We start from the raw sequence: 21184 nt of genomic DNA, 5'->3' as shown, positions 1-21184 counted from the left end.
GGGGCAACCCGGAATTCTAGCCCAGCGAAATTCGCGTTAACACCAGATCAAACCCTTTGCGAAGTGAATTTGTCGGGCACGGATCGCAGACTCAAACCACAATTTCAAGCAGTATTGATACACCTCAAATTGGCGATTGACTCCGGACTTTCCCCTGTTAATACCGTCAGGCCTTCGCCCCGGGGAAACCCTGATTTCAGAGCTTGGCGCCCGCCAGCCGGCGCGCCATCCCGATCGCGGCGATCAGGCTCGACGGATCGGCGCGGCCGCTGCCCGCGAGGTCGAAGGCGGTGCCGTGGTCCGGGCTGGTGCGGATGAAGGGCAGGCCGAGCGTGACGTTGACGCCGCGCTCGACGCCGAGGTACTTGACCGGGATCAGCCCCTGGTCGTGGTACATCGCGAGCACGATGTCGAACTCGCCCGGGTGGCCGGGAACGTCGCGCGCGCGCATGAAGACCGTGTCGCCGGCGAAGGGCCCGCGCGCGTCGATGCCCTCGGCGCGCGCCGCGTCGACGGCCGGGCCGATGATGCGCAGCTCCTCGTCGCCGAACAGGCCGCCCTCCCCCGCGTGCGGGTTGAGCCCGGCGATGCCGATGCGCGGCCTTGGCTGCCCCCACAGCGCCGCACTGCGGTGCGCGATGCGCAGGGTCTCCAGCACCGCGTCGAAGGTCACGCCCTCGATGGCCTGGCGCAGCGAGACGTGGATCGTCACCAGCACCGTCTTCAGCTCGTCGTTGGCGAGCATCATGCGCACCGGCGCGCCGCCCGCGAAGGCCTGCAGCATCTCGGTGTGCCCGGGGAAGTCGACCCCGGCGGCCGCCAGCGCCTCCTTGTGGATCGGCGCGGTCACGACCGCGGCGACCTCCCCGGCCAGCGCGAGTTCGCTCGCCGCGCGGATGCAGCGGAAGGCCGCCTCGCCGGCCCGCGCGTCGATGCGGCCGAGCGCCGGCAGGGCCTCCAGCTCCACCGCCGGCAGCACCGGGATGCAGTTCGGCGGCGCGTGCAGCGCCTGCCCGGGCCGCTCGATCACCGCCACCGGCAGCATGCCGCCGGTGAGCCCGGCGGCGCGGCGCATCACGCCCACGTCGCCGATCACGAAGCCGCCGGCGGCCTCGCCGCGCCGGAAGGCCATCGCCAGCGTTTCCGGGCCGATGCCGGCGGCATCGCCCATCGTCAGCGCCAGCGGCTGCAGGCGGGGAGGGTTCATGTCGCTTGCCTTCATGCCGGGTTGTCGATGTCGATGAAGCGGTGCTCGAGGCCGAAGCGCCCCGCCAGGTGCTCGCCGAGCGCCTGGGCGCCGTAGCGCTCGCTGGCATGATGGCCGCAGGCGAAGTAGGCCACTCCGCTCTCGCGCGCGTAATGCGCCTGCGGCTCCGAGATCTCTCCGGTGATGTAGGCGTCGGCGCCGGCGGCGATCGCCGCCTCGAAGTAGCCCTGCGCGCCGCCGGTGCACCAGGCGACGCGCCCGATCGGCCGGCCGTCGCCCTCGACGACCGTGGGCTGGCGCCCGAGCGCCGAGGCGAGCAGCCCCGCCAGCCCGGGCGCGGCCAGCGCCTGCGGCGGCCGGCCCAGGAAGCCGAGATCGTTGTCGCCGAAGCGGCCGTCGACGCTCAGCCCCAGCAAGGCGCCCAGGCGCGCGTTGTTGCCCAACTCCGGATGGGCGTCGAGCGGCAGGTGGAAGGCGAACAGGTTGATGTCGTGCCGCAGCAGCAGTTGCAGCCGGCGCTTCATCCAGCCGGTGACGCGGCCGTCCTGGCCGCGCCAGAACAGGCCGTGGTGCACCAGCACCGTGTCGGCGCCGGCCTGCACGGCCGCCTCGATCAGCGCGAGGCTCGCGGTGACGCCGCTGACGATGCGGGCCACCTCCGGCCGCCCCTCCACCTGCAAACCGTTCGGCCCATAATCCCGGAAACGGTCCACCTCCATCAGGGTTTTCAGGTACGAATCCATTTCGTCACGGCGGGTGGCCATCATTCGATTTCCTATGCGCAAAACCTGGCTGATTTTCTCGCAAGCCGTCACCGTGGCGGTCGCGGTGCTGTTCGTCGTCTCCACCCTCAAGCCCGAATGGCTGCAGCGTGGCGGCTACGCGCGGCCCTCCCTGTCGATCTCGCAGGTCCCGGCGGGCACGCTGGCCGGCGCCGGCGCCCCGGGCAGCTACGCCGCGGCGGCCAAGCGCGCGGCGCCGGCGGTCGTCAGCATCTCGGCAAGCAAGGCGAGTGCGCGCAATCCGCACAGCGAGGACCCCTGGTTCCGGTTCTTCTACGGCGACCAGCTGCCGCAGCAGCCGCAACTCGGCCTGGGCTCGGGCGTCATCGCCTCCCCGGAAGGCTACCTGCTGACGAACAACCACGTCATCGAAGGCGCGGACGCGATCGAGGTGACGCTGACGGACGGGCGCAAGGTCAGGGCGCGCGTGGTCGGCGCCGACCCGGACACGGACCTGGCGGTGCTGAAGGTCGACCTCGACAAGCTGCCAGCGATCACCTTCGGCGACTCGGACGCGCTGCAGGTCGGCGACATCGTGCTGGCGATCGGCAATCCCTTCGGTGTCGGCCAGACCGTCACCTCGGGCATCGTCAGCGCGCTGGGGCGCAACCAGCTCGGCATCAATACCTTCGAGAACTTCATCCAGACCGACGCGGCGATCAACCCGGGCAACTCGGGCGGTGCGCTGGTGGACGCGAGCGGCAACCTGCTCGGCATCAACACTGCGATCTACTCGCGCTCGGGCGGCAGCATGGGCATCGGCTTCGCGATTCCGGTCTCGACTGCCCGCCAGGTGCTGGAGGGCCTGGTGCAGGAGGGGCAGGTGCGGCGCGGCTGGATCGGCGTCGAGCCGCGCGAGCTCACGCCGGAGATGGTCGAGACCTTCAACCTGCCGGTCCAGGAGGGCGTGCTGATCACCGGCGTGCTGCAGGACGGACCGGCCCAGCAGGCCGGCATGCGCCCCGGGGACGTCGTGACCCAGGTAGACGACAGCAGGGTCGGCAACGTCGCGCAGTTGCTCAACGCGGTGGCGGGGCTCAAGCCCGGCACGGTCGCGCGGATCGCGGTGCAGCGGGGCAAGGAGAAGGCGGAGCTGCAGGTCGAGGTGGCGCAACGCCCGAAGGACCTGCGCCGCCGCCCCAACGGCGGCCGGTGAGGAGAGGAAACGCAAACGCGGCGAGGGCAGGCGCGGCGCGCGCCCTCCCTTGCCGGATCGCCGCGGCCGGCACGCCTCAGGCGGCCGGCCCCTCCTCCTCGGAGGCCTCGGGCGCCCGGGTGCGCTTGATGAAGATCTGCGCCGCCCAGATCCCCGCCTCGTAGAGCAGGCACATCGGGATCGCCAGCGCCAGTTGCGAGATCACGTCCGGCGGCGTGACGATGGCCGCGATGACGAAGGCCATCACGATGAAGTAGCTGCGGAATTCCCGCAGCTTCTCGACGGTGACGACCCCCATGCGCGCGAGCACGACGACGACGATCGGCACCTCGAAGGAGAGGCCGAAGGCGATGAACATCGTCATCACGAAGCTGAGGTAGGCCTCGATGTCCGGCGCCGCGGTGATGCTCTTGGGCGCGAACTGCTGGATGAAGCTGAAGAGCTGGCCGAACACGAAGAAGTAGCAGAACGCCACGCCGACCAGGAACAGGATCGTGCTCGAGACCACCAGCGGCAGCACCATCTTCTTCTCGTGCGCGTACAGGCCCGGTGCGACGAAGGCCCAGACCTGGTAGAGCACGACCGGCAGCGCGACCAGGAAGGACGCGAGCAGCGTGATCTTCAGCGGCACGATGAAGGGCGAGATGACGTTGGTGGCGATCAGCGTCGCGCCCTGCGGCAGGTGCGCCACCAGCGGCGCGGCCAGCAGGTCGTAGAGCCCGGCGGGCGTCGGCCAGAAGAACAGCCCGGCGAAGACCACGCCGACCGCGATCAGCGCGCGGATCAGGCGGTCGCGCAGTTCGACCAGATGGGAGACGAACGGCTGCTCGGTCCCCTCCAGCTCGTCCGGGCGATCGTTGGGATGGAGGCTCACAGGCCGGCTTTCGAGGAGGAGGAACGGGGCGGACGGAAGCGGGCGACACGCGCGGCGCCGGACTGGGCCTTGCTACGCAGCCCGTTGCGCTGCCGGTACCACTGGGGCACCGCGCTGCGCTTGACGCGCCAGTTCTTGCCCGGGTGCTTGTAGGCGGGCGGCGGCGGCTCGTAGGAGGAGGTGCCGGCGGCGGAGGAAGCGCCGGTCTGGCCGGCGGCCTCGCCCCACACCTGCTCGAGCTCACTGCCGGCCTGCAAGACCTCGCGCGACACCGTCTGCTCGACGTTGCGCGCCGCGTCCTCGAACTCGGTCTTCATCTTCTTGAGATCCTCGAGCTCGATGGACCGGTTCACCTCCGCCTTCACGTCGGCGACATAGCGCTGGGCCTTGCCGAGCAGGTGGCCCACCGTGCGCGCGACGCGCGGCAGCCGCTCCGGGCCGATCACGACGAGCGCGACCACCCCGATCATTGCAAGCTTGTCGAAACCGAGATCAATCATGAATCAGGCGGTGGGGCCGCGCAGCGCAAGGAAGGCCGCGCGGCGAAGGCCGTGTGGAGGTGATCAGGACTTCGTCTTGGCGTCGACGTCGATCGTCTCGCCGTCGGCCTGCTTGCGGGCCGCGACCTGCTGCGGCGGGGCCGCCGACTCGTCGGCGGCATTGCCGTCGCGCATGCCGTCCTTGAACCCCTTGACCGCGCCGCCGAGGTCCGAGCCCAGGTTCTTGAGCTTCTTGGTCCCGAACACCAGCACGACGATCAGCAGCACGATCAGCCAGTGCCAAACGCTGAAAGAACCCATTTCTGTACTCCTAAAGGAACTCTCGATTTTACTTTTAGCCCTGTTTCCAGGGACGGGGCCCGCCCATGACGTGGACGTGGAGGTGGTAGACCTCCTGTCCGCCGTCGGGGCCGGTGTTGATGACGGTGCGGAAGCCGTTGTCCGCACCCTGCTGCTGCGCAAGGCGGGGTGCCAGCGTCAGCATGCGCCCGAGCAGCCGCTCGTGTTCCGGACCCGCCTCGGCGAGCGAGGCGAGGTGCAGCTTGGGGATGATCAGGAAGTGGACGGGCGCAGTCGGTCTGATGTCCTGGAAGGCGAGGAGTTCCTCGTCCTCGTGGATCTTCTTCGACGGGATCTGCCCGGCAACGATCTTGCAGAAAATGCAATTCGGATCTTGGCTCATCGGTGCTCCGGATATCAGGCGAGGGGCGCCGGCAAGGGCAGAGCACGCCCTTCGGCGAAACGCCACCAGCCCTTGATGCAGCGGTACAGGTACCACAGGCCGATCACCGTGTAGGCGATCATGCCGGGCACGAAGAACAGCAGCCACAGCGGCGACGCGAGCAGCAGCCACAGCAGCGTGAACCAGAAGGTGCGGATCTGCCAGCGGAAATGGCTGCGGAAGAACGCATCGGGCAGGTCGTCGCGCTTGATGTAGTTGATGATGATCGCGATGACCGCGAACACCCCACCCGAAAGCCAGGCGAGCGTGTGCAGGGCGTAGAGTACATGCGTCACGAGCGTCAGGGTCTTCTGCTCGTCGTGCGGCTGAAGCTCGGACGGCAGCATGTCACGCCCCTTCGGAATTTTCGCGTTCGCGCAGCTTGCGGCGCGCGAACTCCTCGAGGCCCGACAGGCCCTCGCGCCGCTCGAGTTCGGCGAGCACGTCCTCGGGCTTCAGGCCGAAATGCGCCAGTGCGATCATCGAGTGGAACCACAGGTCCGCGACCTCGTAGACGATCTTCTGCGCGTCGCCGTCCTTGGCTGCCATCACCGTCTCGGTGGCCTCCTCGCCGACCTTCTTCAGGATCGCGTCGGTGCCCTTGTGGAAGAGCCGCGCGACGTAGGATTTCTCCGGGTCGCCGCCGCGGCGCGTCTCGATCACCTCGGCCAGGCGCGCGAGGGTGTCGTTGGAGCTGGGCTGGGTCATTTGTAAATCCGTTCCGGGTCCTTGAGCACCGGCTCGACGGCCTGCCAGCGCCCGTCCTTCAGCACGCTGTAGAAGCAGGAATGGCGCCCGGTATGGCAGGCGATACCGGGCGTGTGGCCGCGCTGCTCGACCTTCAGCAGCACCACGTCCTGGTCGCAGTCGAGGCGGATCTCGTGCACCACCTGCACATGGCCCGACTCCTCGCCCTTGTGCCACAGCCGGCCGCGCGAGCGGCTCCAGTAGACCGCCTCGCCGCGCTCGGCGGTCAGCGCCAGCGCCTCGCGGTTCATCCAGGCGACCATCAGCACGTCGCCGCTGCCCGTTTCCTGGGCGATCACGGGAACCAGCCCGCGCTCGTCCCAGCTCACTTCGTCAAGCCAGTTCATCGCGGGAGTGTATCAACCGGCCGTGACAGCCCGTCGCGCCCCGCACCAAGGCCTCGCGGCCTCAGCTCCGTACCGGGATGCCGCGCTCGGCCATCTGCGCCTTGGCCTGCGCGACGGTGAACTCGCCGTAGTGGAAGATGCTGGCGGCGAGCACCGCGTCGGCGCCGCCGAGCTGGATGCCGTCCGACAGGTGCTCGAGCGCGCCGACACCGCCCGAGGCGATCACCGGCACGCCCACCGCGTCGCTGACCGCCCGCGTGAGCGCGAGGTCGAAGCCGATCTTGGTGCCGTCGCGGTCCATGCTGGTCAGCAGGATCTCGCCGGCGCCGTGCTCGGCCATCTGCCGCGCCCAGGCCACCGCGTCGAGCCCGGTGTTGCGACGGCCGCCGTGGCTGTAGACGTCCCAGCCCTCGCCGCGCGTGGCGGCATCCTCGGGCGTGCGGCGCTTGGCGTCGATCGCGACGACGATGCACTGCGCCCCGTACTTCTGCGACGCGTCGCGGATCACCGGCGGGTTGGCGATCGCGGCGGAGTTGAAGCTGACCTTGTCGGCGCCGGCATTCAGCAGCCGGCGCACGTCGTCGACCGTGCGCACCCCCCCGCCCACCGTCAGCGGGATGAAGACCTGCGAGGCCACCGCCTCGATGATGTGCAGGATCACGTCCCGCTCGTCGCTGGTGGCGGTGATGTCGAGGAAGGTCAGTTCGTCGGCGCCCTGCTCGTTGTAGCGCGCGGCGATCTCGACCGGGTCGCCCGCGTCGCGCAGCTCGACGAAGTTGACGCCCTTGACGACACGGCCGCCCGTGACGTCGAGGCAGGGGATGATGCGCTTGGCGAGCATCAGGCGACCTGCTCGCCGTTGAGCTCGTCGGCGCGGCTCTGGGCCTTGGCGAAGTCGAGGTCGCCGCTGTAGATCGCGCGGCCGCAGATCACGCCCTCGACGCCCTCGTCCTCGACCGCGCACAGGCGCTCGATGTCGGCGAGGTTCGACAGCCCGCCCGACGCGATCACGGGAATGGTCAGCGCCTGCGCGAGCTTGACGGTGGCGTCGATGTTGATGCCGGTGAGCATGCCGTCGCGGCCGATGTCGGTGTAGATCACGGCTTCCACGCCGTAGTCCTCGAACTTGCGCGCGAGATCGACCACCTCGTGGCCCGAGAGCTTGGACCAGCCGTCGGTCGCGACCTTGCCGTCCTTCGCGTCGAGGCCGACGATGATGTGACCGCCGAAGGCGGTGCAGGCGTCCTTCAGGAAGCCGGGGTTCTTCACCGCGGCGGTGCCGATGATCAGGTAGCTCAGCCCGGCGTCGAGGTAGCGCTCGATGGTGTCGAGGTCGCGAATGCCGCCGCCGAGCTGCACCGGGATCTCGCCGCCGAGCTCCTTGAGGATGGCCTTGATCGCCGGCTCGTTGACCGGCTTGCCGGCGAAGGCGCCGTTGAGGTCGACCAGGTGCAGGCGCCGCGCGCCCGCATCGAGCCAGCGTCGCGCCATCGCGGCGGGATCCTCGCCGAAGGTGGTCGAGTCGTTCATGTCGCCCTGTTTCAGGCGCACGCACTTGCCGTCTTTCAGGTCGATGGCGGGGATCAGCAACATGACTGCTATCGGAAGAAGATGAGGGGAAGGGATCGGAAAGCGCGCTCAGGGCTTCCAGGAGAGGAAGTTCCGGTACAAGGCCAGACCGTGATCAGCGCTCTTCTCGGGGTGGAACTGGGTGGCAAAAATATTATCCCGCGCCACCGCGCAGGTAAAGCGCGCGCCGTACTCGGTTTCCCCTGTGCTGTGGGCCGCATTCGCGGGGCGGGCGTAGAAACTGTGCACGAAATAGAAATAGGCGCCGTCCGGCACGCCGGTCCAGACCGGATGGGGCCGGGCCTGGAAGACCTGGTTCCAACCCATCTGCGGCACCTTGTAGCGGCTGCCGTCGGGCTGGCGCCGGCCCTCGAGCTGGAAGCGCACCACTTCGCCGGGGATGAGGCCCAGGCCCTCGGAGGGCCCCTCCTCGCTGCGGTCGAGCAGCATCTGCATGCCCACGCACACGCCCATCATCGGCTTGCGCGCCGCGGCGTCGAGCACTGCCTCGCGCAGGCCCGAGTCGCGCAGCTCGCGCATGCAGTCGGGCATCGCGCCCTGCCCCGGCAGCACGATGCGCTCGGCGGCGTAGACCTCCTCGGGTCGGGAGGTGACGACGACCTCGAGGCCGCTGTCCTGCGCCACGTGCAGCACGGCCTGCGACACCGAGCGCAGGTTGCCCATGCCGTAATCGACGATCGCGACGGTTTTTCCCATGATGGATGCGGATGAAGGATCGGGCGGGGCCGCACGGGCGGCCCCGGCAGGTTTACAGCGAGCCCTTGGTGGACGGAATCACGCCGGCCATGCGCGGATCGAGCTCGAGCGCCGCGCGCAGCGCGCGCGCGAAGGCCTTGAACACCGTCTCGCACTGGTGGTGCGCATTCTCGCCGCGCAGGTTGTCGATGTGCAGCGTGACGCCCGCGTGGTTCACGAAGCCCTGGAAGAACTCGTAGGCGAGCTGCGTGTCGAAGGCGCCGATCATGCCGGCCTTGAAGGGCACGTGCATCTGGAGGCCCGGGCGGCCGGAGAAGTCGATCACGACGCGCGACAGCGCCTCGTCGAGCGGCACGTAGGCGTGGCCGTAGCGGCGGATGCCCTTCTTGTCGCCGACCGCCTTGGCGACCGCCATCCCGAGCGTGATGCCGACGTCCTCGACGGTGTGGTGGCCGTCGATGTGCAGGTCGCCCTTCGCGTCGATGTCGAGATCGATCAGCCCGTGGCGGGCGATCTGGTCGAGCATGTGGTCGAAGAAGCCGATGCCGGTGGCGAGCTTCGCGCGGCCGCTGCCGTCGAGGTTCACGCGCACCGTGATCTGCGTCTCGGCAGTGTTGCGCGTGACTTCGGCGACGCGCTCGCAGGTGTCGATGGGATTCATGTCAGAGGCTCGCTCGCAGCGCGTCGATCATCAGGGTGTTCTCTTCCGGCGTTCCGACCGTCAGGCGCAGGCAGTTGGCCAGCAGCGGGTGCAGCCCGGCGATGTGCTTCACCAGCACGCCGCGCGACCTCATGCCCTCGAAGGCCTTCTTCGAGTCCGGCACGCGCACGAGGATCATGTTGGCCTCGCTCGGGAAGGGCTTCACGCCCGGCATGTCGCGCAACGCCGCCTGCAGCCGCTCGCGCTCGGCGCACAGGATCCGGGCCTGACGAGCGAACTCGTCGGCATGCTCCAGCGCGAACAACGTCGCCTCGGCGTTGAGCACGCTGACGTTGTAGGGCGGGCGCACCTTGTCGATCTCGGCGACGAGCTGTGCCTGCCCGACCAGATAGCCCAGGCGCACGCCCGCGAGGCCGAACTTGCTGAGCGTGCGCATCACGAGCACGTGCTCCTGGCCCGGCTCGGTCAGGCGCGGCAGCCAGCTGCGGCTCGCGAAGGGTTGATACGCCTCGTCCATCACGACGAGGCCGCCCTGCCGCCCCACCGCCTCGACGAGGCGCGCGACGATGGCCTCGTCGAACAGGTTCGCGGTCGGGTTGTTCGGGTAGGCCAGATAGGTGATCGCCGGACGGTGCTCTTCGATGGCGGCCAGCATTGCCGCCTCGTCGAGCTCGAAGTCGGGCGTGAGCGGCACGCCGACGAACTTCAGGCCCTGCAGCTTCGCCGACATCTCGTACATCACGAAGCCCGGCAGCGGCGCGAGCACCTTGGCGCCCGGCACGTCGCAGGCCATCGACAGCATCGTGATGATCTCGTCGGAGCCGTTGCCGAGCAGCAGCGCGCAGCCCTCCGCCAGGCCGATGTGACGTGCCAGCGCGTCGCGCACCGCGTCGGTGCAGTAGGTCGGGTAGCGGTTGATCGCGAGCCTGCCGAGCCGCTCGCCCAGTGCGCGCTGCAGCTCCGGCGGCAGCGTGAACGGGTTCTCCATCGCGTCGAGCTTCACGAAGCCGGCGCTCGACTGGATCGCGTAGCCGTGCATCGACTGGATGTCCTGGCGGATCACGCTCCGAATGCGCTCCTGCAGCGTCGTCATTGCGCGCCTCCCTGGCGGTTCTTCAGCCGGAATTCGGCAGCCTTCGCATGCGCCTGCAGCCCCTCGCCGTGCGCGAGCACGCTGGCGATCTCGCCCAGCACCTGCGCGCCGGCTTCGCTGACCTCGATCAGGCTGGAACGCTTCTGGAAGTCGTAGACGCCGAGCGGCGACGAGAAGCGCGCGGTGCCCGAGGTCGGCAGCACATGGTTGGGGCCGGCGCAGTAGTCGCCGAGACTCTCGCTCGTGTAGGCGCCGAGGAAGATCGCGCCGGCATGTTTCAGAAGCGGCTCCCAGCGGCCCGGCTCATTCGAGCTGACCTCGAGGTGCTCGGGCGCGATGCGGTTGCTGATCTCGCAGGCTTCTTCCATCGAGCGGGTGTGGATCAGCGCGCCGCGGCCTTCCAGCGACGCCCGGATCACGTCCTGGCGCGGCATCAGCGGCAGCAGCCGCTCGATCTGCTCGGCGACCTTGGCGATGTAGCCGGCGTCCGGGCACAGCAGGATGCTCTGCGCCAGCTCGTCGTGCTCGGCCTGCGAAAAGAGGTCCATCGCGACCCAGTCCGGCGGCGTGGTGCCGTCGGCGAGCACGAGGATCTCGCTCGGGCCCGCGATCATGTCGATGCCGACCTGGCCGAAGACGCGGCGCTTGGCGCTGGCAACATAGGCGTTGCCCGGGCCGGTGATCTTGTCCACGCGCGGCACAGTGGCGGTGCCGTAGGCGAGCGCGGCGACGGCCTGCGCGCCGCCGATCGTGAAGGCGCGGTGCACGCCGGCGAGCGCCGCGGCGGCCAGCACCAGCAGGTTCCTCTCGCCACGAGGGGTGGGCACCACCATCACGATCTCGCCGACGCCTGCGACCTGCGCCGGAATCGCGTTCATCAGCACGCTCGACGGGTAGGCCGCCTTGCCGCCGGGCACGTAGATGCCGACCCGGTCCAGCGGCGTGACCTTCTGGCCGAGCAGCGTGCCGTCCTCGTCGCGGTAGCTCCAGCTGCGGCCGCAGGCCTCGAGCTGGCGCTCGTGGTAGGCGCGCACCCGGGCGGCGGCGGCCTCGAGCGCGCGGCGCTGCTCGGGCGTGATCTGGTCGAGCGCGGCGCGCAGCTCGTCCTGCGTCAGCTCGAGCTCCTTCATCGAGCCGGCGGTGAGGCCGTCGAAGCGGGCGGTGTACTCCAGCACCGCCGCGTCGCCGCTGCCGCGCACGTGCGTCAGGATGCTCTCGACGCGCTGCTCGATCTCGTGGTCCGTCTCCGCCGACCAGTGCAGCACCCGGTGGAACTCCGCTTCGAAGTCGGGCGTGGTGGTGGCGAGCTGGCGGACCTGGACAGTCATGGTTTCACCTGGAGGAAATGGCGGTGGAGAACGCGTCGATGATGGCGCGGATCGGCTGGCGTTTCAGTTTCAACGCCGCCTGGTTGACGACGAGGCGGGAGGAGATCGGCATGATCTGCTCGACCTCGACGAGATGGTTGGCTTTCAGCGTGCTGCCGGTCGAGACGAGGTCGACGATCGCGTCGGCCAGGCCCGTGAGCGGAGCGAGCTCCATCGAGCCGTAGAGCTTGATCAGGTCGACGTGCACGCCCTTGTCGGCGAAGTGCTGGCGCGCGACCTGGGTGTACTTGGTCGCGACGCGGATGCGCGAGCCCTGCCTGACCGCGGCGGCATAGTCGAAGTCCTCGCGCACCGCCACACTCATGCGGCACTTCGCGATCTGCAGGTCCAGCGGCTGGTAGAGCTGCTCGCCGCCGTGCTCGAGCAGCACGTCGCGGCCGGCGACGCCGAGGTCGGCGCCGCCATGCTGCACGTAGGTCGGCACGTCCGTGGCGCGCACCAGCACCACGCGCACGTCCTCGCGGTTGGTCGGCAGGATCAGCTTGCGCGACTTCTCCGGGTCTTCCGTGACCTCGATGCCGGCGGCCTTCAGCAGCGGCAGCGTTTCCTCGAAGATGCGTCCCTTGGACAGAGCCAGCGTGATCGTCATTGGATGCGCTCGATGTCGGCGCCGACGGCGCGCAGTTTCTCTTCCATGCGGTCGTAGCCGCGGTCGAGGTGGTAGATGCGGTCCACGACCGTCTCGCCCTCGGCCACCAGCCCCGCGATCACGAGGCTGGCCGATGCGCGCAGGTCGGTCGCCATCACGGTCGCGCCCGAGAGCTGCGGCACGCCCTGCACCACCGCGGTGTGGCCGTCGACCTCGATGTGCGCGCCCAGGCGCATCAGCTCGTTGACGTGCATGAAGCGGTTCTCGAAGATCGTCTCGGTGACCTTCGCGGTGCCGTCGGCGATGCAGTTGAGCGCCATGAACTGCGCCTGCATGTCGGTCGGGAAGGCAGGGTACTCGCTGGTGCGGAAGCCCACCGCCTTCGGCCGGCCGGAAGCCGCGACGCGGATCCAGTCGGCGCCCGACTCGATCTTCACGCCGGCCTCGAGGAGCTTGTCGACCACCGCGTCGAGGTGGTCGGCGCGTGCGTTCTTCAGCAGCACCTCGCCGCCGGCCGCGGCGACCGCGCACAGGAAGGTGCCGCACTCGATGCGGTCCGGGATGATGCGGTGGCCGTTCGCCGGCGCATGCAGGCGCTCGACGCCCTGCACGCGGATCTTGCTCGTGCCGTGGCCCTCGATCCTCGCGCCCATCGCGATCAGCATCTCGGCGAGGTCGGTGATCTCCGGCTCCTGCGCGGCGTTCTCGAGCACCGTCTCGCCGTCGGCGAGGCTGGCGGCCATCAGCAGGTTCTCGGTGCCGGTGACGGTCACCATGTCGGTCGTGATGCGCGCGCCCTTGAGGCGGCGCGCCTTCGCGAGGATGTAGCCGTGCTCGACCGTGATCTCGGCGCCCATCGCCTGCAGGCCCTTGATGTGCTGGTCCACGGGGCGCGAGCCGATCGCGCAGCCGCCGGGCAGCGACACGCGCGCTTCGCCGAAGCGCGCCAGCAGCGGCCCGAGCACGAGGATGGACGCGCGCATCGTCTTCACGAGGTCGTAGGGCGCCTCGGGCTTGCCCACGTCGCCGGCGTCGATCGTCACCTCGTCGGGCCGCGACTCGCTGCGCTCGGCGTGCGCGCCCATGTTGCGCAGCAGCTTGAGCGTGGTCGCGACGTCCTGCAGCCGCGGCACGTTGCGCAGCAGCACCGGCTGCGCCGTCAGCAGCGCGGCGCAGAGGTCGGGCAGCGCGGCGTTCTTCGCGCCGGAAACGGTGACTTCACCGGCCAGACGGCGACCGCCGCGAATGAGAAGTTTGTCCATGGTGCGAAAGGGGCAGGCAGCACGCACCCTGCGGCTCGGGACCCGGCAACAGGCCCGCAACCCGCATGCGTTGCCGCGGGTTGCCGATCAGTGATGGTGGTGGGAGGAGGCCGGAGCCTGGGGGGCTTGCGGCGCCTGGGCCCACTCGGCGGGCGTGAGCGTCTTCATCGACAGGGCGTGGATTTGCTCGCGCATTCTATCGCCCAAGGCCTGGTAGACCCGCTGGTGGCGGGCGATGCGGCTCTTGCCCTCGAACTCGGAGGACACGATGGTCGCGAAGAAATGCCGGCCGTCACCTTCGACCTGCAGGTGCTCGCAGGGAAGGCCCATCGCGATGTAGTCGCGGACTTCTTGGGCGGTGGGATCGGCCATGATGGGAGCGATTATGAGGCCTGCGGCGTTCCCGAGCGCCGCGTCGGGGCTTGGCGCGGCGCGGCGGGGCTTCAGTGGCGCAGCTTGTAGCCGGTGCGCAGCAGGTGCAGCGCGACCGAGGCGACCACCGCGAAGCTGCAGCCGACCACCGCCAGGCTCAGCCAGGGCGACACGTCGCTGACGCCGAAGAAGCCGCGCCGGAAGCCGTCGATCATGTAGAAGAAGGGGTTCAGGTGGCTGATCGCCTGCCAGAAGCCGGGCAGCGAGTGGACCGAGTAGAACACGCCGGACAGGAAGGTCATCGGCATGATGATGAAGTTCTGGAACGCGGCCATCTGGTCGAACTTCTCGGCCCACAGCCCCGCGATCAGCCCGAGCGAGCCGAGCATCGCGGCGCCGAGCGCGGCGAAGATCAGCACCCACCACGGCTCGGCCAGGCTCAGCGGCGCGAACCACACCGTCACCAGCAGCACGCCCGCGCCCACCGTCAGGCCGCGCACCATCGACGCGCCGACGTAGGCGAAGAACCAGGCCCAGTGCGACAGCGGCGTCACCAGCAGGAACACCAGGTTGCCGGTGATCTTGCTCTGGATCAGTGAGGAGGAGCTGTTGGCGAAGGAGTTCTGCAGCACGCTCATCATCACGAGGCCGGGCACCAGGAAGCTGGTGTAGCGCACCGACTCGTAGACGCGCACATGGTCCTCGAGCACGTGGCCGAAGATCAGCAGGTAGAGCACCGCGGTCAGCACGGGCGCCGCCACCGTCTGGAAGCTCACCTTCCAGAAGCGCAGCACCTCCTTGTAGAACAGCGTGCGCGCGCCCTGCAGGTGGATGCCGCCCGCGCTCATTGCTGCACCCCCGCGCCATGCGCGGTCCCGCCAAGCGGGACTTCGCGCGTCCTGGGACGGCCCGGCGACGCGCTCATGCCCGCACCTTCGCGCCCGCGGGCCGGGGCACCGGCGGCGGCGAGGCGCCCTGCATGATCTCGATGAACACGTCCTCGAGGTCGGCGCGGCCGATCTCCAGGTCCTCGACCTTCACGCCCGCGGTGCGCAGCGTCGCGAGGATGTTCTCGACCTCCTGCGCGTCGTGCGCCTTGACCTGCACGATGCGGCCGGTGACGCGGCTCAGCGGCGCGAGCGACTCCGGCAGCGGCTGGTCGGTCTTGAACGACAGCATCGTGCTCGCCGTGCCCGACAGCAGCGCCGAGGTGCGGTCGAGCGCGACGATGCGGCCCTGCTTGAGCATCGCGATGCGGTGGCACAGCGCCTCCGCCTCTTCCAGGTAGTGGGTGGTGAGCAGCACGGTATGGCCCTCGCGGTTGAGGCGCGCGACGAACTGCCAGAGCGTCTGGCGCAGCTCGACGTCGACCCCGGCGGTCGGCTCGTCGAGCACGATCACCGGCGGGCGGTGCACCAGCGCCTGCGCGACCAGCACGCGGCGCTTCATGCCGCCCGAGAGCTGTCGCATGTTGGCGTGGGCCTTGTCGGCCAGGCCCAGGTTCGCGAGCAGCTCGTCGATCCAGTCGTCGTTGCGGCGCAGCCCGAAGTAGCCCGACTGGATGCGCAGCGTCTCGCGCACGCTGAAGAAAGGATCGAACACCAGCTCCTGCGGCACGATGCCGAGCTGGCGGCGCGCCGCGGCGAAGTCGTCCACCACGTCGTGGCCGTGCACGCGCACGCGCCCGCCGCTGGCGCGCGCCAGGCCCGCCAGGATGCTGATCAGCGTCGTCTTGCCCGCGCCGTTGGGGCCGAGCAGGCCGAAGAACTCGCCCGCCCGGATCTCGAAGCTGACGTCGTCGAGGGCGAGGAAGTCGCCGCGCGCGCCGCGGTAGGACTTGGATACGTGGTCGATCGTGACGGCGGACATAGGGGCAGGGATTGTAGGCAGGCCTCGCGGCGGCGTCGCAGCAGGGTCTTCGCGGGTTGCCGGCGGGCGGGCATTTGCTAGATTGAACGCAAAGAACGAAGCCGCCGGGAGGCCGCATGACACAGAAGAAGCCTCGCCGCACCGCACAGCGCATCCTCGAAGTCACGCTCGAGCTGTTCAACCGCTTCGGCGAGCCGAACGTCTCGACCACCGCGATCTCCGCCGAGCTCGACATCAGCCCCGGCAACCTCTACTACCACTACCCGGCCAAGGACGCGCTGGTCAATGCGCTCTTCGACCGCTTCGAGGCCGCGCTCGGCGAGTTGCTCGACACCGCCGCGCAGGTGCGCAGCGTCGACGACGCCTGGCGCTTCTTCCATGCCGAGCTGGGCCTGATCTGGTCGCACCGCTTCCTCTACCGCGACCTCAACGACCTGCTGTCGAGGAACCGGCGCCTGGAAACCCATTTCCCGCGCGTGCTGCAGCGCAAGACGCGCGCGGCGCAGACCGTGATCGAGTCGCTGGCACATCATGCCGGGCTGCGCCTGCCGTCCGACGGGGCGGCCGACCTCGCCACCGCACTGGTGCTGGGGCTGAGCTACTGGCTGAGCCATGAGTACGTGCGCGATCCGCGCCACGCGCTCGAACCCGCCAACGCGCCGCTGGCGCTGCAGCGCGGCACGGCGCATGTGGCCGGGCTGCTGCTGCCGCATCTCGAGGCGCCGCAGCGGCAGCGGCTGCAGGCGCTGTCCGCACGAGCGGCACTGCCGCACGAAGACACGAAAGAGGACGCATGGTCACCCACTGGGCTCCGCTCCCGGCCGCATACCGACACCACTGCGACAGCCCGGGGGAGCTGAGGCGGCACTGGGCCGCCCTGCATGCGGGCGACGCCGAGCCCTGGCCCGAGGACGAGGCGCTGCTGCAGGGCTGGGCGCTGTTCCACGCCGGAGACTTCGAGGCCGCGGTGCATGCCGGGCTCGCGCTGGGAGCCGCCGGCCTCACGCTCGCCAACGCCGCGCAGACGCTGCATGCGCAGTGGCTCGAACCCGTGGAGCAGCGCCGCCGACGGCTGCTGCACGAGGTCGCCCGGCGCGCCCGGCTCCAGCAGCAGGCCGCCCCGGACCTGCCCGGCGCCTGGTACTGGTTCGCGCATGCGCTCGGGCTCACCGGCCGCGGGCTGCGGCTGACGCAGGCCCTGGCCTGCGGGCTCGGGCCCCAGGTGCTCGAGGCGCTGTCGCGCACCCTCGCGCTGGCGCCGCACCATGCCTCGGCCTGGCTCGCGCTCGGCGTCTTCCATGCCGAGCTGGTCGACCAGCTCGGCGACAAGCTCGCCGCGGCGCTCGGGGCGCGGCGCGCAGCCGGGCTCGAGGCCTTCGAGCGCGCGCTCGCGCTCGACCCCGGCTCGCCCGGGGTGCGGCTGGAGTACGCTCACGGCCTGCTGCGGCTGGAGGGCGAGTCTGCGCTGGCGAAGGCCGAGGCGCTGCTCGCCGAGGCCGCCGCCTGCCCGGCGCTCGATGCGATCGGGCAGCTGCAGATCGAACGCGCGCGGCAGGAACTCGCCGACTGAGCCCACCGCGCCCTCCCCTTCCACCTTCGCGAACGAAAACCGATGTCCGACCTGAACACCGCCTTCGAGCAGGCTGCCGCCGACTCCAAGAACCTGCCCGAGAAGCCCGACAACCCGACGCTGCTGAAGATCTACTCGCTCTACAAGCAGGCCACCGCCGGCGACGTGCAGGGCGAGCGCCCCGGCATGACCGCCTTCGTCGAGCGCGCCAAGTGGGACGCCTGGGCCGGCCTGAAGGGCACCGCGCCCGAGGCCGCGAAGCAGCAGTACATCGACCTGATCGAGTCGCTGAAATGACACGCCGCGGCGGCGCCCCTCAGCGCGCCTCGTCGGCGCCGAGCGCGCGCCGCCGCTCCTCGCGCGGCGCCTCGGCGAGCCGGCGCACCTCGGCGTAGAAGCGCCCGAAGTCGCCCTGCTGCGCCGCGAACAGGCGCTCGAAGCCGGGCACCAGCGCGTTGTAGGCCGCCACCAGGCCGAGCGAGGCGTTGTTGGCGCGCGCGAACCAGGCGTCGTAGCCGGCAAAGCCGTCCCAGCGCTCGCGCTTGAGGCGCTGGTGCTCCTCGCGCAGCTGCGCGAAGAGCTCCGCCTTGCGCGCGCGCTTCCCCTCGGGCGGGAGCTCGCTGCGGTAGAGCGCTTCGAGCCGGCCGCGGTAGTCGAGCACCAGCGCCTGGAACTCGCGCCGGCGCCGGTCGAACTTCGCGTACTCGGCACGCGCCTCGGGCGAGCCGTGCTCGCGCAGCCAGCGCTCGCCGCCGATGCGCTCGACCGCGGTGGCGAAGGACTCGTTGAACACGGTGTCGCCGGCCGCATAGGCGACCTGGTGCGACAGCTCGTGGAAGATCATGCGCGCGAGCTCGCCTTCCGGATAGTTGATGAAGGTGTTGAGCAGCGGGTCGCCACCAAGCCAGTCGAGCCGGCCGAGCGTCGAGTAGGCGGGCACGCCGTAGACCAGCGCCTCGTAGCCCTGCGCGCGCAGCGACTCGGCCTCGGCCTCGGCCCGCGCCCGGTCGTAGTAGCCACGGTAGCCGACGCAGCCGACCACCGGGAAGCACCAGGTGCGCAGCTTCAGCTCCAGCTCGGGCGCCGCGACCACGTTCCACACCGCAGCCGGCCGGCCGAGCTCGGCATAGCGCCGGTAGCTGGCGTTGTCGGGCAGCTTCAGCTCGCTCACCGCGTAATCGCGCATGCGCTGGCTCAACGCGAGGCGCTGGCGCAGCGGCTCGGGCGTCGACGCGTCGCCGAGCCACTCGGGCACCGGCCGCGCCTGGCGCAGCAGGCTGACATGGCCGTGCACCGAATGCGCGAGGTAGCCGACGCTGGCGCAACCGGCCAGCCCCGCCAGCCCCGCCAGCGCCGCCAGCAGCAGCGCCGCGGTCCCGGCCCGCCGGCCGGGACCGCGCAGGTTCAGCCTCAGTCGCCTCATGCGCATTCCACCTCCACCAGCACGTCGTAGAAGCACGGCGCCCGCCCGAGGTCGGTGAGCCGCTGGTGCGTCAGCTCGTTGACGTTGGTGCCGCGCACGCCGAGCTTGCGCCACCAGATGCCGAGACCGTTGACGACGCCCGGGCGGGCGCGCCCGCCGACGCGCGCGACGCAGTGGTACTCGCCGCGCTCGTTGAACACGCGCACCAGCGCGCCGTCGGCGATGCCGCGCGGCACGGCATCGTCGGGATGGATCTCGAGCAGCGGCTCGCCCTCGATGTCGCGCAGGCTCCTGACGTTGACGAAGCTCGAGTTGAGGAAGTTGCGCGCCGGCGGCGAGATCATCGCGAGCGGGTAGCGCGCCGCGAGCGCCGGGGCCGACGCGGCCGACTCGTGGTTCGGCAGCCAGTCCGGCACGTCGCCGGGCGCGGCCAGCCGCGCACGGCCGTCGGGGGTCGGGAAGCCGCCGGCGGCGAAGGGCGCGCGCGGCAGCGGCAACTGCACCCAGCCGCGCTCGCGCAAGCGCTCGAGCGTCACGTCGCGCGAGAACGCCTGCGCGGCGATCTGCTCGTCGCTCTCGGCGAAGCAGGGCTCGTCGAAGCCCATGCGCGCGCTGAGCGCGCGGAAGATGTCGGTGTTGCTGCGCGCCTCGCCGAGCGGCGCAATCGCCGGCTCGTTGAGCAGCGCGCTGGTGTGGCCGTAGCTCGCGTGCACGTCCAGGTGCTCGAGCTGCGTGGTGGCCGGCAGCACGTAGTCGGCATGGTCGGCGGTGTCGGTCAGGAAGTGCTCGAGCACCACGGTGAACAGGTCCTCGCGCGCGAAGCCGCGCACCACGCGCCCCGACTCGGGGGCGACCGCCACCGGGTTGCTGTTGTAGACCACCAGCGCCTCGATCCTCGGGCCGAAGCCGGGGCCGCCCTCGTGCAGCAGCGCGTCGCCGATCGTGCTCATGTTGATCGTGCGCGGCTGCCGGCCGGCGAGCAGCTCGGGGCGCTGCAGCGCGGCGTGGTCGACCGGGAACCAGCCCGAGCTCGACAGCAGCAGGCCGCCGCCCTCGTCGCGCCAGGCGCCGCTCAGGCAGGGCAGCGCGGCGATCAGCCGCACCGCGCTGCCGCCGCCGCGCACGCGCTGCATGCCGTAGTTGAGCCGGATCGCCGCGGGCCGCGTCGACGCGAACTCGCGCGCCAGCGCGCGCACCGCCGCGACCTCGAGCCCGCAGACGGCCGCGGCGCGCTCGGGCGGCCACTGCAACGCGCGCTCGCGCAGCAGCTCCCAGCCGCTCGTGTGGCGCGCGAGGTAGTCGTGATCGAGCGCGTCGAGCGCGATCAGCTCGTGCATCAGGCCGAGCGCCAGCGCGCCGTCGGTGCCGGGCAGCAGCTGCAGGTGCTCGTGGCACTTCTCGGCGGTCTCGCTGCGGCGCGGGTCGATGCAGACGAGCCGCGCGCCGTCGCGCTTGGCCTGCTGCGCGATGCGCCAGAAATGCAGGTTCGACGCGATCGGGTTGCTGCCCCAGATCAGGATCAGCCGGCTGCGCGCGAAGGCCTCGACATGCATGCCGACCTTGCCGCCATAGGTCGCGGCCAGTCCGGCGCCGCCGGCGCTGGCGCAGATGGTGCGGTCGAGCCGCGACGCGCCGAGCCGGTGGAAGAAGCGCGCCGACATGCTCTCGCCCTGCACCAGCCCCATCGTGCCGGCATAGCTGTAGGGTAGGATCGCCTCGGGCTCGCGTGCGGCGATCGCCTTCAGCCGCGCGGCGATGTCGTCGAGCGCCTCGTCCCAGCCGACCGGCTCGAAGCGCCCCGTCCCCTTCGGGCCGAAGCGCCTGAGCGGCCGCAGCACCCGCTCGGCGTGATAGGTGCGCTCCGGATAGCGCGACACCTTGGTGCACAGCACGCCCTGCGTGCTCGGATGGTCCGGGTCGCCCTGCACGCGCACCGCGCGGCCGTGCTCCACCCGCACCTGCATCGCGCAGGTGTCCGGACAGTCATGCGGGCATACCGCACGCGTGATGTGGAAAACCGCAGAATCCCGCCCCCCAGTCCTGTCCATACTCCGCGCCCCGGTTTGATCGCCTGCGCATTCTTCCACGGGCGGGCGGGAAGGCATGGACTGGCCGGACAGTGCCCCGGGGGCGGCTGCTGGCATGGGCTCGAGATGCAGGCCGAGCCCGCCGTCTTCCCGTCGATCGCCCGACTGATCCTCCCCGGAAAGTAGTAGTACCCATGACCGACTCGCTGTTCGACCGCCGCCGCCTCCTGAAGGGCGCAGCCGCCGGTGGCGCCGCGCTCGCCTTCCCCGCGCTGCTGCGCGCCCAGAGCGACCGGCACATCGTGCTGGG

General features: G+C 70.3%; 27 protein-coding genes. 5 read left to right on the top strand and 22 right to left on the bottom strand.

Translation table 11 applies throughout. The features are described from left to right. Positions 1-196: 196 nt before the first annotated feature. Positions 197-1207, bottom strand: a complete 1011-nt coding sequence (gene pdxA / locus D3A59_RS21135) for a 4-hydroxythreonine-4-phosphate dehydrogenase PdxA (RefSeq protein ID WP_240636158.1) — start codon at positions 1205-1207, stop codon at positions 197-199. 11 nt (positions 1208-1218) lie between these two features. Continuing rightward, positions 1219-1971, bottom strand: coding sequence for a Nif3-like dinuclear metal center hexameric protein (locus D3A59_RS21130; RefSeq protein ID WP_119157317.1), 753 nt, complete (start codon positions 1969-1971; stop codon positions 1219-1221). Positions 1972-1984: 13 nt separating this feature from the next. On the opposite strand from D3A59_RS21130, the gene D3A59_RS21125 reads away from it, so the two are divergent. Continuing rightward, a complete protein-coding gene (locus tag D3A59_RS21125; protein ID WP_119157307.1) occupies positions 1985-3145 on the top strand; it encodes a S1C family serine protease in 1161 nt (386 codons plus the stop codon). 76 nt (positions 3146-3221) lie between these two features. Here the strand turns inward: D3A59_RS21125 and tatC are convergent, their stop codons facing one another. From tatC to D3A59_RS21035, 18 genes are all read right to left on the bottom strand, one after another. Further along, positions 3222-4019: a twin-arginine translocase subunit TatC gene (tatC, locus tag D3A59_RS21120; protein ID WP_119157306.1), complete on the bottom strand. Its 798-nt coding sequence runs from the start codon at positions 4017-4019 to the stop codon at positions 3222-3224. Beyond that, positions 4016-4519, bottom strand: coding sequence for a Sec-independent protein translocase protein TatB (gene tatB / locus D3A59_RS21115; protein WP_119157305.1), 504 nt, complete (start codon positions 4517-4519; stop codon positions 4016-4018). The genes tatC and tatB overlap by 4 nt, the downstream gene beginning before the upstream one ends. A 63-nt stretch (positions 4520-4582) precedes the next feature. Further along, on the bottom strand, positions 4583-4819 hold the full coding sequence (gene tatA / locus D3A59_RS21110) for a Sec-independent protein translocase subunit TatA (RefSeq protein WP_119157304.1): 237 nt from the start codon (positions 4817-4819) through the stop codon (positions 4583-4585). Between the two features lie 34 nt (positions 4820-4853). Continuing rightward, a complete protein-coding gene (locus D3A59_RS21105; protein ID WP_119157303.1) occupies positions 4854-5201 on the bottom strand; it encodes a histidine triad nucleotide-binding protein in 348 nt (115 codons plus the stop codon). A 14-nt stretch (positions 5202-5215) separates the two neighbouring features. Further along, the gene (locus D3A59_RS21100) at positions 5216-5587 is read right to left on the bottom strand and encodes a DUF4870 family protein (RefSeq protein WP_119157302.1); all 372 of its coding nucleotides are present in this window, start codon (positions 5585-5587) and stop codon (positions 5216-5218) included. 1 nt (position 5588) lies between these two features. After that, on the bottom strand, positions 5589-5948 hold the full coding sequence (locus D3A59_RS21095; protein WP_119157301.1) for a phosphoribosyl-ATP diphosphatase: 360 nt from the start codon (positions 5946-5948) through the stop codon (positions 5589-5591). After that, positions 5945-6334, bottom strand: a complete 390-nt coding sequence (gene hisI, locus D3A59_RS21090; RefSeq protein ID WP_119157300.1) for a phosphoribosyl-AMP cyclohydrolase — start codon at positions 6332-6334, stop codon at positions 5945-5947. Before hisI ends, D3A59_RS21095 begins: the two co-directional genes overlap by 4 nt. A gap of 61 nt (positions 6335-6395) precedes the next feature. After that, positions 6396-7175, bottom strand: a complete 780-nt coding sequence (gene hisF, locus D3A59_RS21085) for an imidazole glycerol phosphate synthase subunit HisF (protein WP_119157299.1) — start codon at positions 7173-7175, stop codon at positions 6396-6398. Continuing rightward, positions 7175-7927 (bottom strand): 1-(5-phosphoribosyl)-5-[(5-phosphoribosylamino)methylideneamino]imidazole-4-carboxamide isomerase, encoded by a 753-nt coding sequence (hisA, locus tag D3A59_RS21080; protein ID WP_119157298.1) that lies wholly within the window; start codon positions 7925-7927, stop codon positions 7175-7177. The genes hisF and hisA overlap by 1 nt, the downstream gene beginning before the upstream one ends. 45 nt (positions 7928-7972) lie before the next feature. Continuing rightward, on the bottom strand, positions 7973-8620 hold the full coding sequence (hisH, locus tag D3A59_RS21075) for an imidazole glycerol phosphate synthase subunit HisH (protein WP_119157297.1): 648 nt from the start codon (positions 8618-8620) through the stop codon (positions 7973-7975). Positions 8621-8672: 52 nt separating this feature from the next. Then, on the bottom strand, positions 8673-9281 hold the full coding sequence (gene hisB / locus D3A59_RS21070) for an imidazoleglycerol-phosphate dehydratase HisB (protein WP_119157296.1): 609 nt from the start codon (positions 9279-9281) through the stop codon (positions 8673-8675). A gap of 1 nt (position 9282) precedes the next feature. Beyond that, entirely contained in the window at positions 9283-10374 is a 1092-nt protein-coding gene (gene hisC, locus D3A59_RS21065) for a histidinol-phosphate transaminase (RefSeq protein ID WP_119157295.1), read from the bottom strand. Continuing rightward, on the bottom strand, positions 10371-11702 hold the full coding sequence (hisD, locus tag D3A59_RS21060; RefSeq protein ID WP_119157294.1) for a histidinol dehydrogenase: 1332 nt from the start codon (positions 11700-11702) through the stop codon (positions 10371-10373). The genes hisC and hisD overlap by 4 nt, the downstream gene beginning before the upstream one ends. A 4-nt stretch (positions 11703-11706) precedes the next feature. Next, positions 11707-12351, bottom strand: coding sequence for an ATP phosphoribosyltransferase (hisG, locus tag D3A59_RS21055; RefSeq protein WP_119157293.1), 645 nt, complete (start codon positions 12349-12351; stop codon positions 11707-11709). Beyond that, a complete protein-coding gene (gene murA, locus D3A59_RS21050) occupies positions 12348-13613 on the bottom strand; it encodes a UDP-N-acetylglucosamine 1-carboxyvinyltransferase (RefSeq protein ID WP_119157292.1) in 1266 nt (421 codons plus the stop codon). Before murA ends, hisG begins: the two co-directional genes overlap by 4 nt. Before the next feature lie 87 nt (positions 13614-13700). Beyond that, positions 13701-13985, bottom strand: a complete 285-nt coding sequence (locus D3A59_RS21045; protein WP_119157291.1) for a BolA family protein — start codon at positions 13983-13985, stop codon at positions 13701-13703. 71 nt (positions 13986-14056) lie between these two features. Continuing rightward, the gene (locus D3A59_RS21040) at positions 14057-14833 is read right to left on the bottom strand and encodes an ABC transporter permease (protein WP_119157290.1); all 777 of its coding nucleotides are present in this window, start codon (positions 14831-14833) and stop codon (positions 14057-14059) included. 73 nt (positions 14834-14906) lie between these two features. Further along, complete coding sequence (locus D3A59_RS21035; protein WP_119157289.1) at positions 14907-15854, bottom strand: ABC transporter ATP-binding protein; 948 nt, start codon at positions 15852-15854, stop codon at positions 14907-14909. A 116-nt stretch (positions 15855-15970) separates the two neighbouring features. Here D3A59_RS21035 and D3A59_RS21030 point away from each other — a divergent pair, with 116 nt between their 5' ends. Genes D3A59_RS21030 through D3A59_RS21020 form a run of 3 tightly spaced genes read left to right on the top strand, consistent with a single transcriptional unit; the run spans position 15971 to position 17721 of the window. Further along, positions 15971-16714, top strand: coding sequence for a TetR/AcrR family transcriptional regulator (locus D3A59_RS21030; RefSeq protein ID WP_119157288.1), 744 nt, complete (start codon positions 15971-15973; stop codon positions 16712-16714). Then, positions 16648-17424, top strand: coding sequence for a tetratricopeptide repeat protein (locus D3A59_RS21025; RefSeq protein ID WP_170162371.1), 777 nt, complete (start codon positions 16648-16650; stop codon positions 17422-17424). Before D3A59_RS21030 ends, D3A59_RS21025 begins: the two co-directional genes overlap by 67 nt. Before the next feature lie 42 nt (positions 17425-17466). Continuing rightward, positions 17467-17721, top strand: coding sequence for an acyl-CoA-binding protein (locus D3A59_RS21020; protein WP_119157287.1), 255 nt, complete (start codon positions 17467-17469; stop codon positions 17719-17721). A gap of 19 nt (positions 17722-17740) precedes the next feature. Here D3A59_RS21020 and D3A59_RS21015 read toward each other — a convergent pair whose 3' ends face one another. Next, complete coding sequence (locus D3A59_RS21015) at positions 17741-18847, bottom strand: aminopeptidase (RefSeq protein ID WP_419187270.1); 1107 nt, start codon at positions 18845-18847, stop codon at positions 17741-17743. Then, entirely contained in the window at positions 18844-20895 is a 2052-nt protein-coding gene (locus D3A59_RS21010) for a molybdopterin-containing oxidoreductase family protein (RefSeq protein WP_119157285.1), read from the bottom strand. Before D3A59_RS21010 ends, D3A59_RS21015 begins: the two co-directional genes overlap by 4 nt. 173 nt (positions 20896-21068) lie before the next feature. On the opposite strand from D3A59_RS21010, the gene D3A59_RS26910 reads away from it, so the two are divergent. Next, positions 21069-21184: twin-arginine translocation signal domain-containing protein (locus tag D3A59_RS26910; RefSeq protein WP_119157284.1), on the top strand; the 116-nt coding region annotated here is incomplete at its 3' end.

The organism is Caldimonas tepidiphila, assembly GCF_003569765.1.
GTDB classification, from domain to species: Bacteria; Pseudomonadota; Gammaproteobacteria; order Burkholderiales; family Burkholderiaceae_C; genus Caldimonas; species Caldimonas tepidiphila.
Note: the sequence above shows the minus strand (reverse complement) of the source record. Positions and strands in the feature narration are given on the sequence as shown.

What these genes read in the sequence shown, in the direction of transcription:
- hisF (WP_119157299.1), bottom strand. Translation starts at nt 7,175, where the DNA reads ATGCTCGCCAAGCGCATCATCCCCTGCCTCGACGTCACGGGCGGCCGT.
- pdxA (WP_240636158.1), bottom strand. Translation starts at nt 1,207, where the DNA reads ATGAACCCTCCCCGCCTGCAGCCGCTGGCGCTGACGATGGGCGATGCC.
- D3A59_RS21100 (WP_119157302.1), bottom strand. Translation starts at nt 5,587, where the DNA reads ATGCTGCCGTCCGAGCTTCAGCCGCACGACGAGCAGAAGACCCTGACG.
- D3A59_RS21025 (WP_170162371.1), top strand. Translation starts at nt 16,648, where the DNA reads ATGGTCACCCACTGGGCTCCGCTCCCGGCCGCATACCGACACCACTGC.
- D3A59_RS21035 (WP_119157289.1), bottom strand. Translation starts at nt 15,854, where the DNA reads ATGTCCGCCGTCACGATCGACCACGTATCCAAGTCCTACCGCGGCGCG.
- hisC (WP_119157295.1), bottom strand. Translation starts at nt 10,374, where the DNA reads ATGACGACGCTGCAGGAGCGCATTCGGAGCGTGATCCGCCAGGACATC.
- D3A59_RS21020 (WP_119157287.1), top strand. Translation starts at nt 17,467, where the DNA reads ATGTCCGACCTGAACACCGCCTTCGAGCAGGCTGCCGCCGACTCCAAG.
- hisA (WP_119157298.1), bottom strand. Translation starts at nt 7,927, where the DNA reads ATGTTGCTGATCCCCGCCATCGACCTGAAAGACGGCAAGTGCGTGCGC.
- hisD (WP_119157294.1), bottom strand. Translation starts at nt 11,702, where the DNA reads ATGACTGTCCAGGTCCGCCAGCTCGCCACCACCACGCCCGACTTCGAA.
- hisG (WP_119157293.1), bottom strand. Translation starts at nt 12,351, where the DNA reads ATGACGATCACGCTGGCTCTGTCCAAGGGACGCATCTTCGAGGAAACG.
- D3A59_RS21095 (WP_119157301.1), bottom strand. Translation starts at nt 5,948, where the DNA reads ATGACCCAGCCCAGCTCCAACGACACCCTCGCGCGCCTGGCCGAGGTG.
- hisH (WP_119157297.1), bottom strand. Translation starts at nt 8,620, where the DNA reads ATGGGAAAAACCGTCGCGATCGTCGATTACGGCATGGGCAACCTGCGC.
- murA (WP_119157292.1), bottom strand. Translation starts at nt 13,613, where the DNA reads ATGGACAAACTTCTCATTCGCGGCGGTCGCCGTCTGGCCGGTGAAGTC.
- tatA (WP_119157304.1), bottom strand. Translation starts at nt 4,819, where the DNA reads ATGGGTTCTTTCAGCGTTTGGCACTGGCTGATCGTGCTGCTGATCGTC.
- hisB (WP_119157296.1), bottom strand. Translation starts at nt 9,281, where the DNA reads ATGAATCCCATCGACACCTGCGAGCGCGTCGCCGAAGTCACGCGCAAC.
- D3A59_RS21040 (WP_119157290.1), bottom strand. Translation starts at nt 14,833, where the DNA reads ATGAGCGCGGGCGGCATCCACCTGCAGGGCGCGCGCACGCTGTTCTAC.
- D3A59_RS21015 (WP_419187270.1), bottom strand. Translation starts at nt 18,847, where the DNA reads ATGAGGCGACTGAGGCTGAACCTGCGCGGTCCCGGCCGGCGGGCCGGG.
- D3A59_RS21010 (WP_119157285.1), bottom strand. Translation starts at nt 20,895, where the DNA reads ATGGACAGGACTGGGGGGCGGGATTCTGCGGTTTTCCACATCACGCGT.
- D3A59_RS21105 (WP_119157303.1), bottom strand. Translation starts at nt 5,201, where the DNA reads ATGAGCCAAGATCCGAATTGCATTTTCTGCAAGATCGTTGCCGGGCAG.
- hisI (WP_119157300.1), bottom strand. Translation starts at nt 6,334, where the DNA reads ATGAACTGGCTTGACGAAGTGAGCTGGGACGAGCGCGGGCTGGTTCCC.
- D3A59_RS21045 (WP_119157291.1), bottom strand. Translation starts at nt 13,985, where the DNA reads ATGGCCGATCCCACCGCCCAAGAAGTCCGCGACTACATCGCGATGGGC.
- D3A59_RS21130 (WP_119157317.1), bottom strand. Translation starts at nt 1,971, where the DNA reads ATGGCCACCCGCCGTGACGAAATGGATTCGTACCTGAAAACCCTGATG.
- D3A59_RS21125 (WP_119157307.1), top strand. Translation starts at nt 1,985, where the DNA reads ATGCGCAAAACCTGGCTGATTTTCTCGCAAGCCGTCACCGTGGCGGTC.
- tatB (WP_119157305.1), bottom strand. Translation starts at nt 4,519, where the DNA reads ATGATTGATCTCGGTTTCGACAAGCTTGCAATGATCGGGGTGGTCGCG.
- D3A59_RS21030 (WP_119157288.1), top strand. Translation starts at nt 15,971, where the DNA reads ATGACACAGAAGAAGCCTCGCCGCACCGCACAGCGCATCCTCGAAGTC.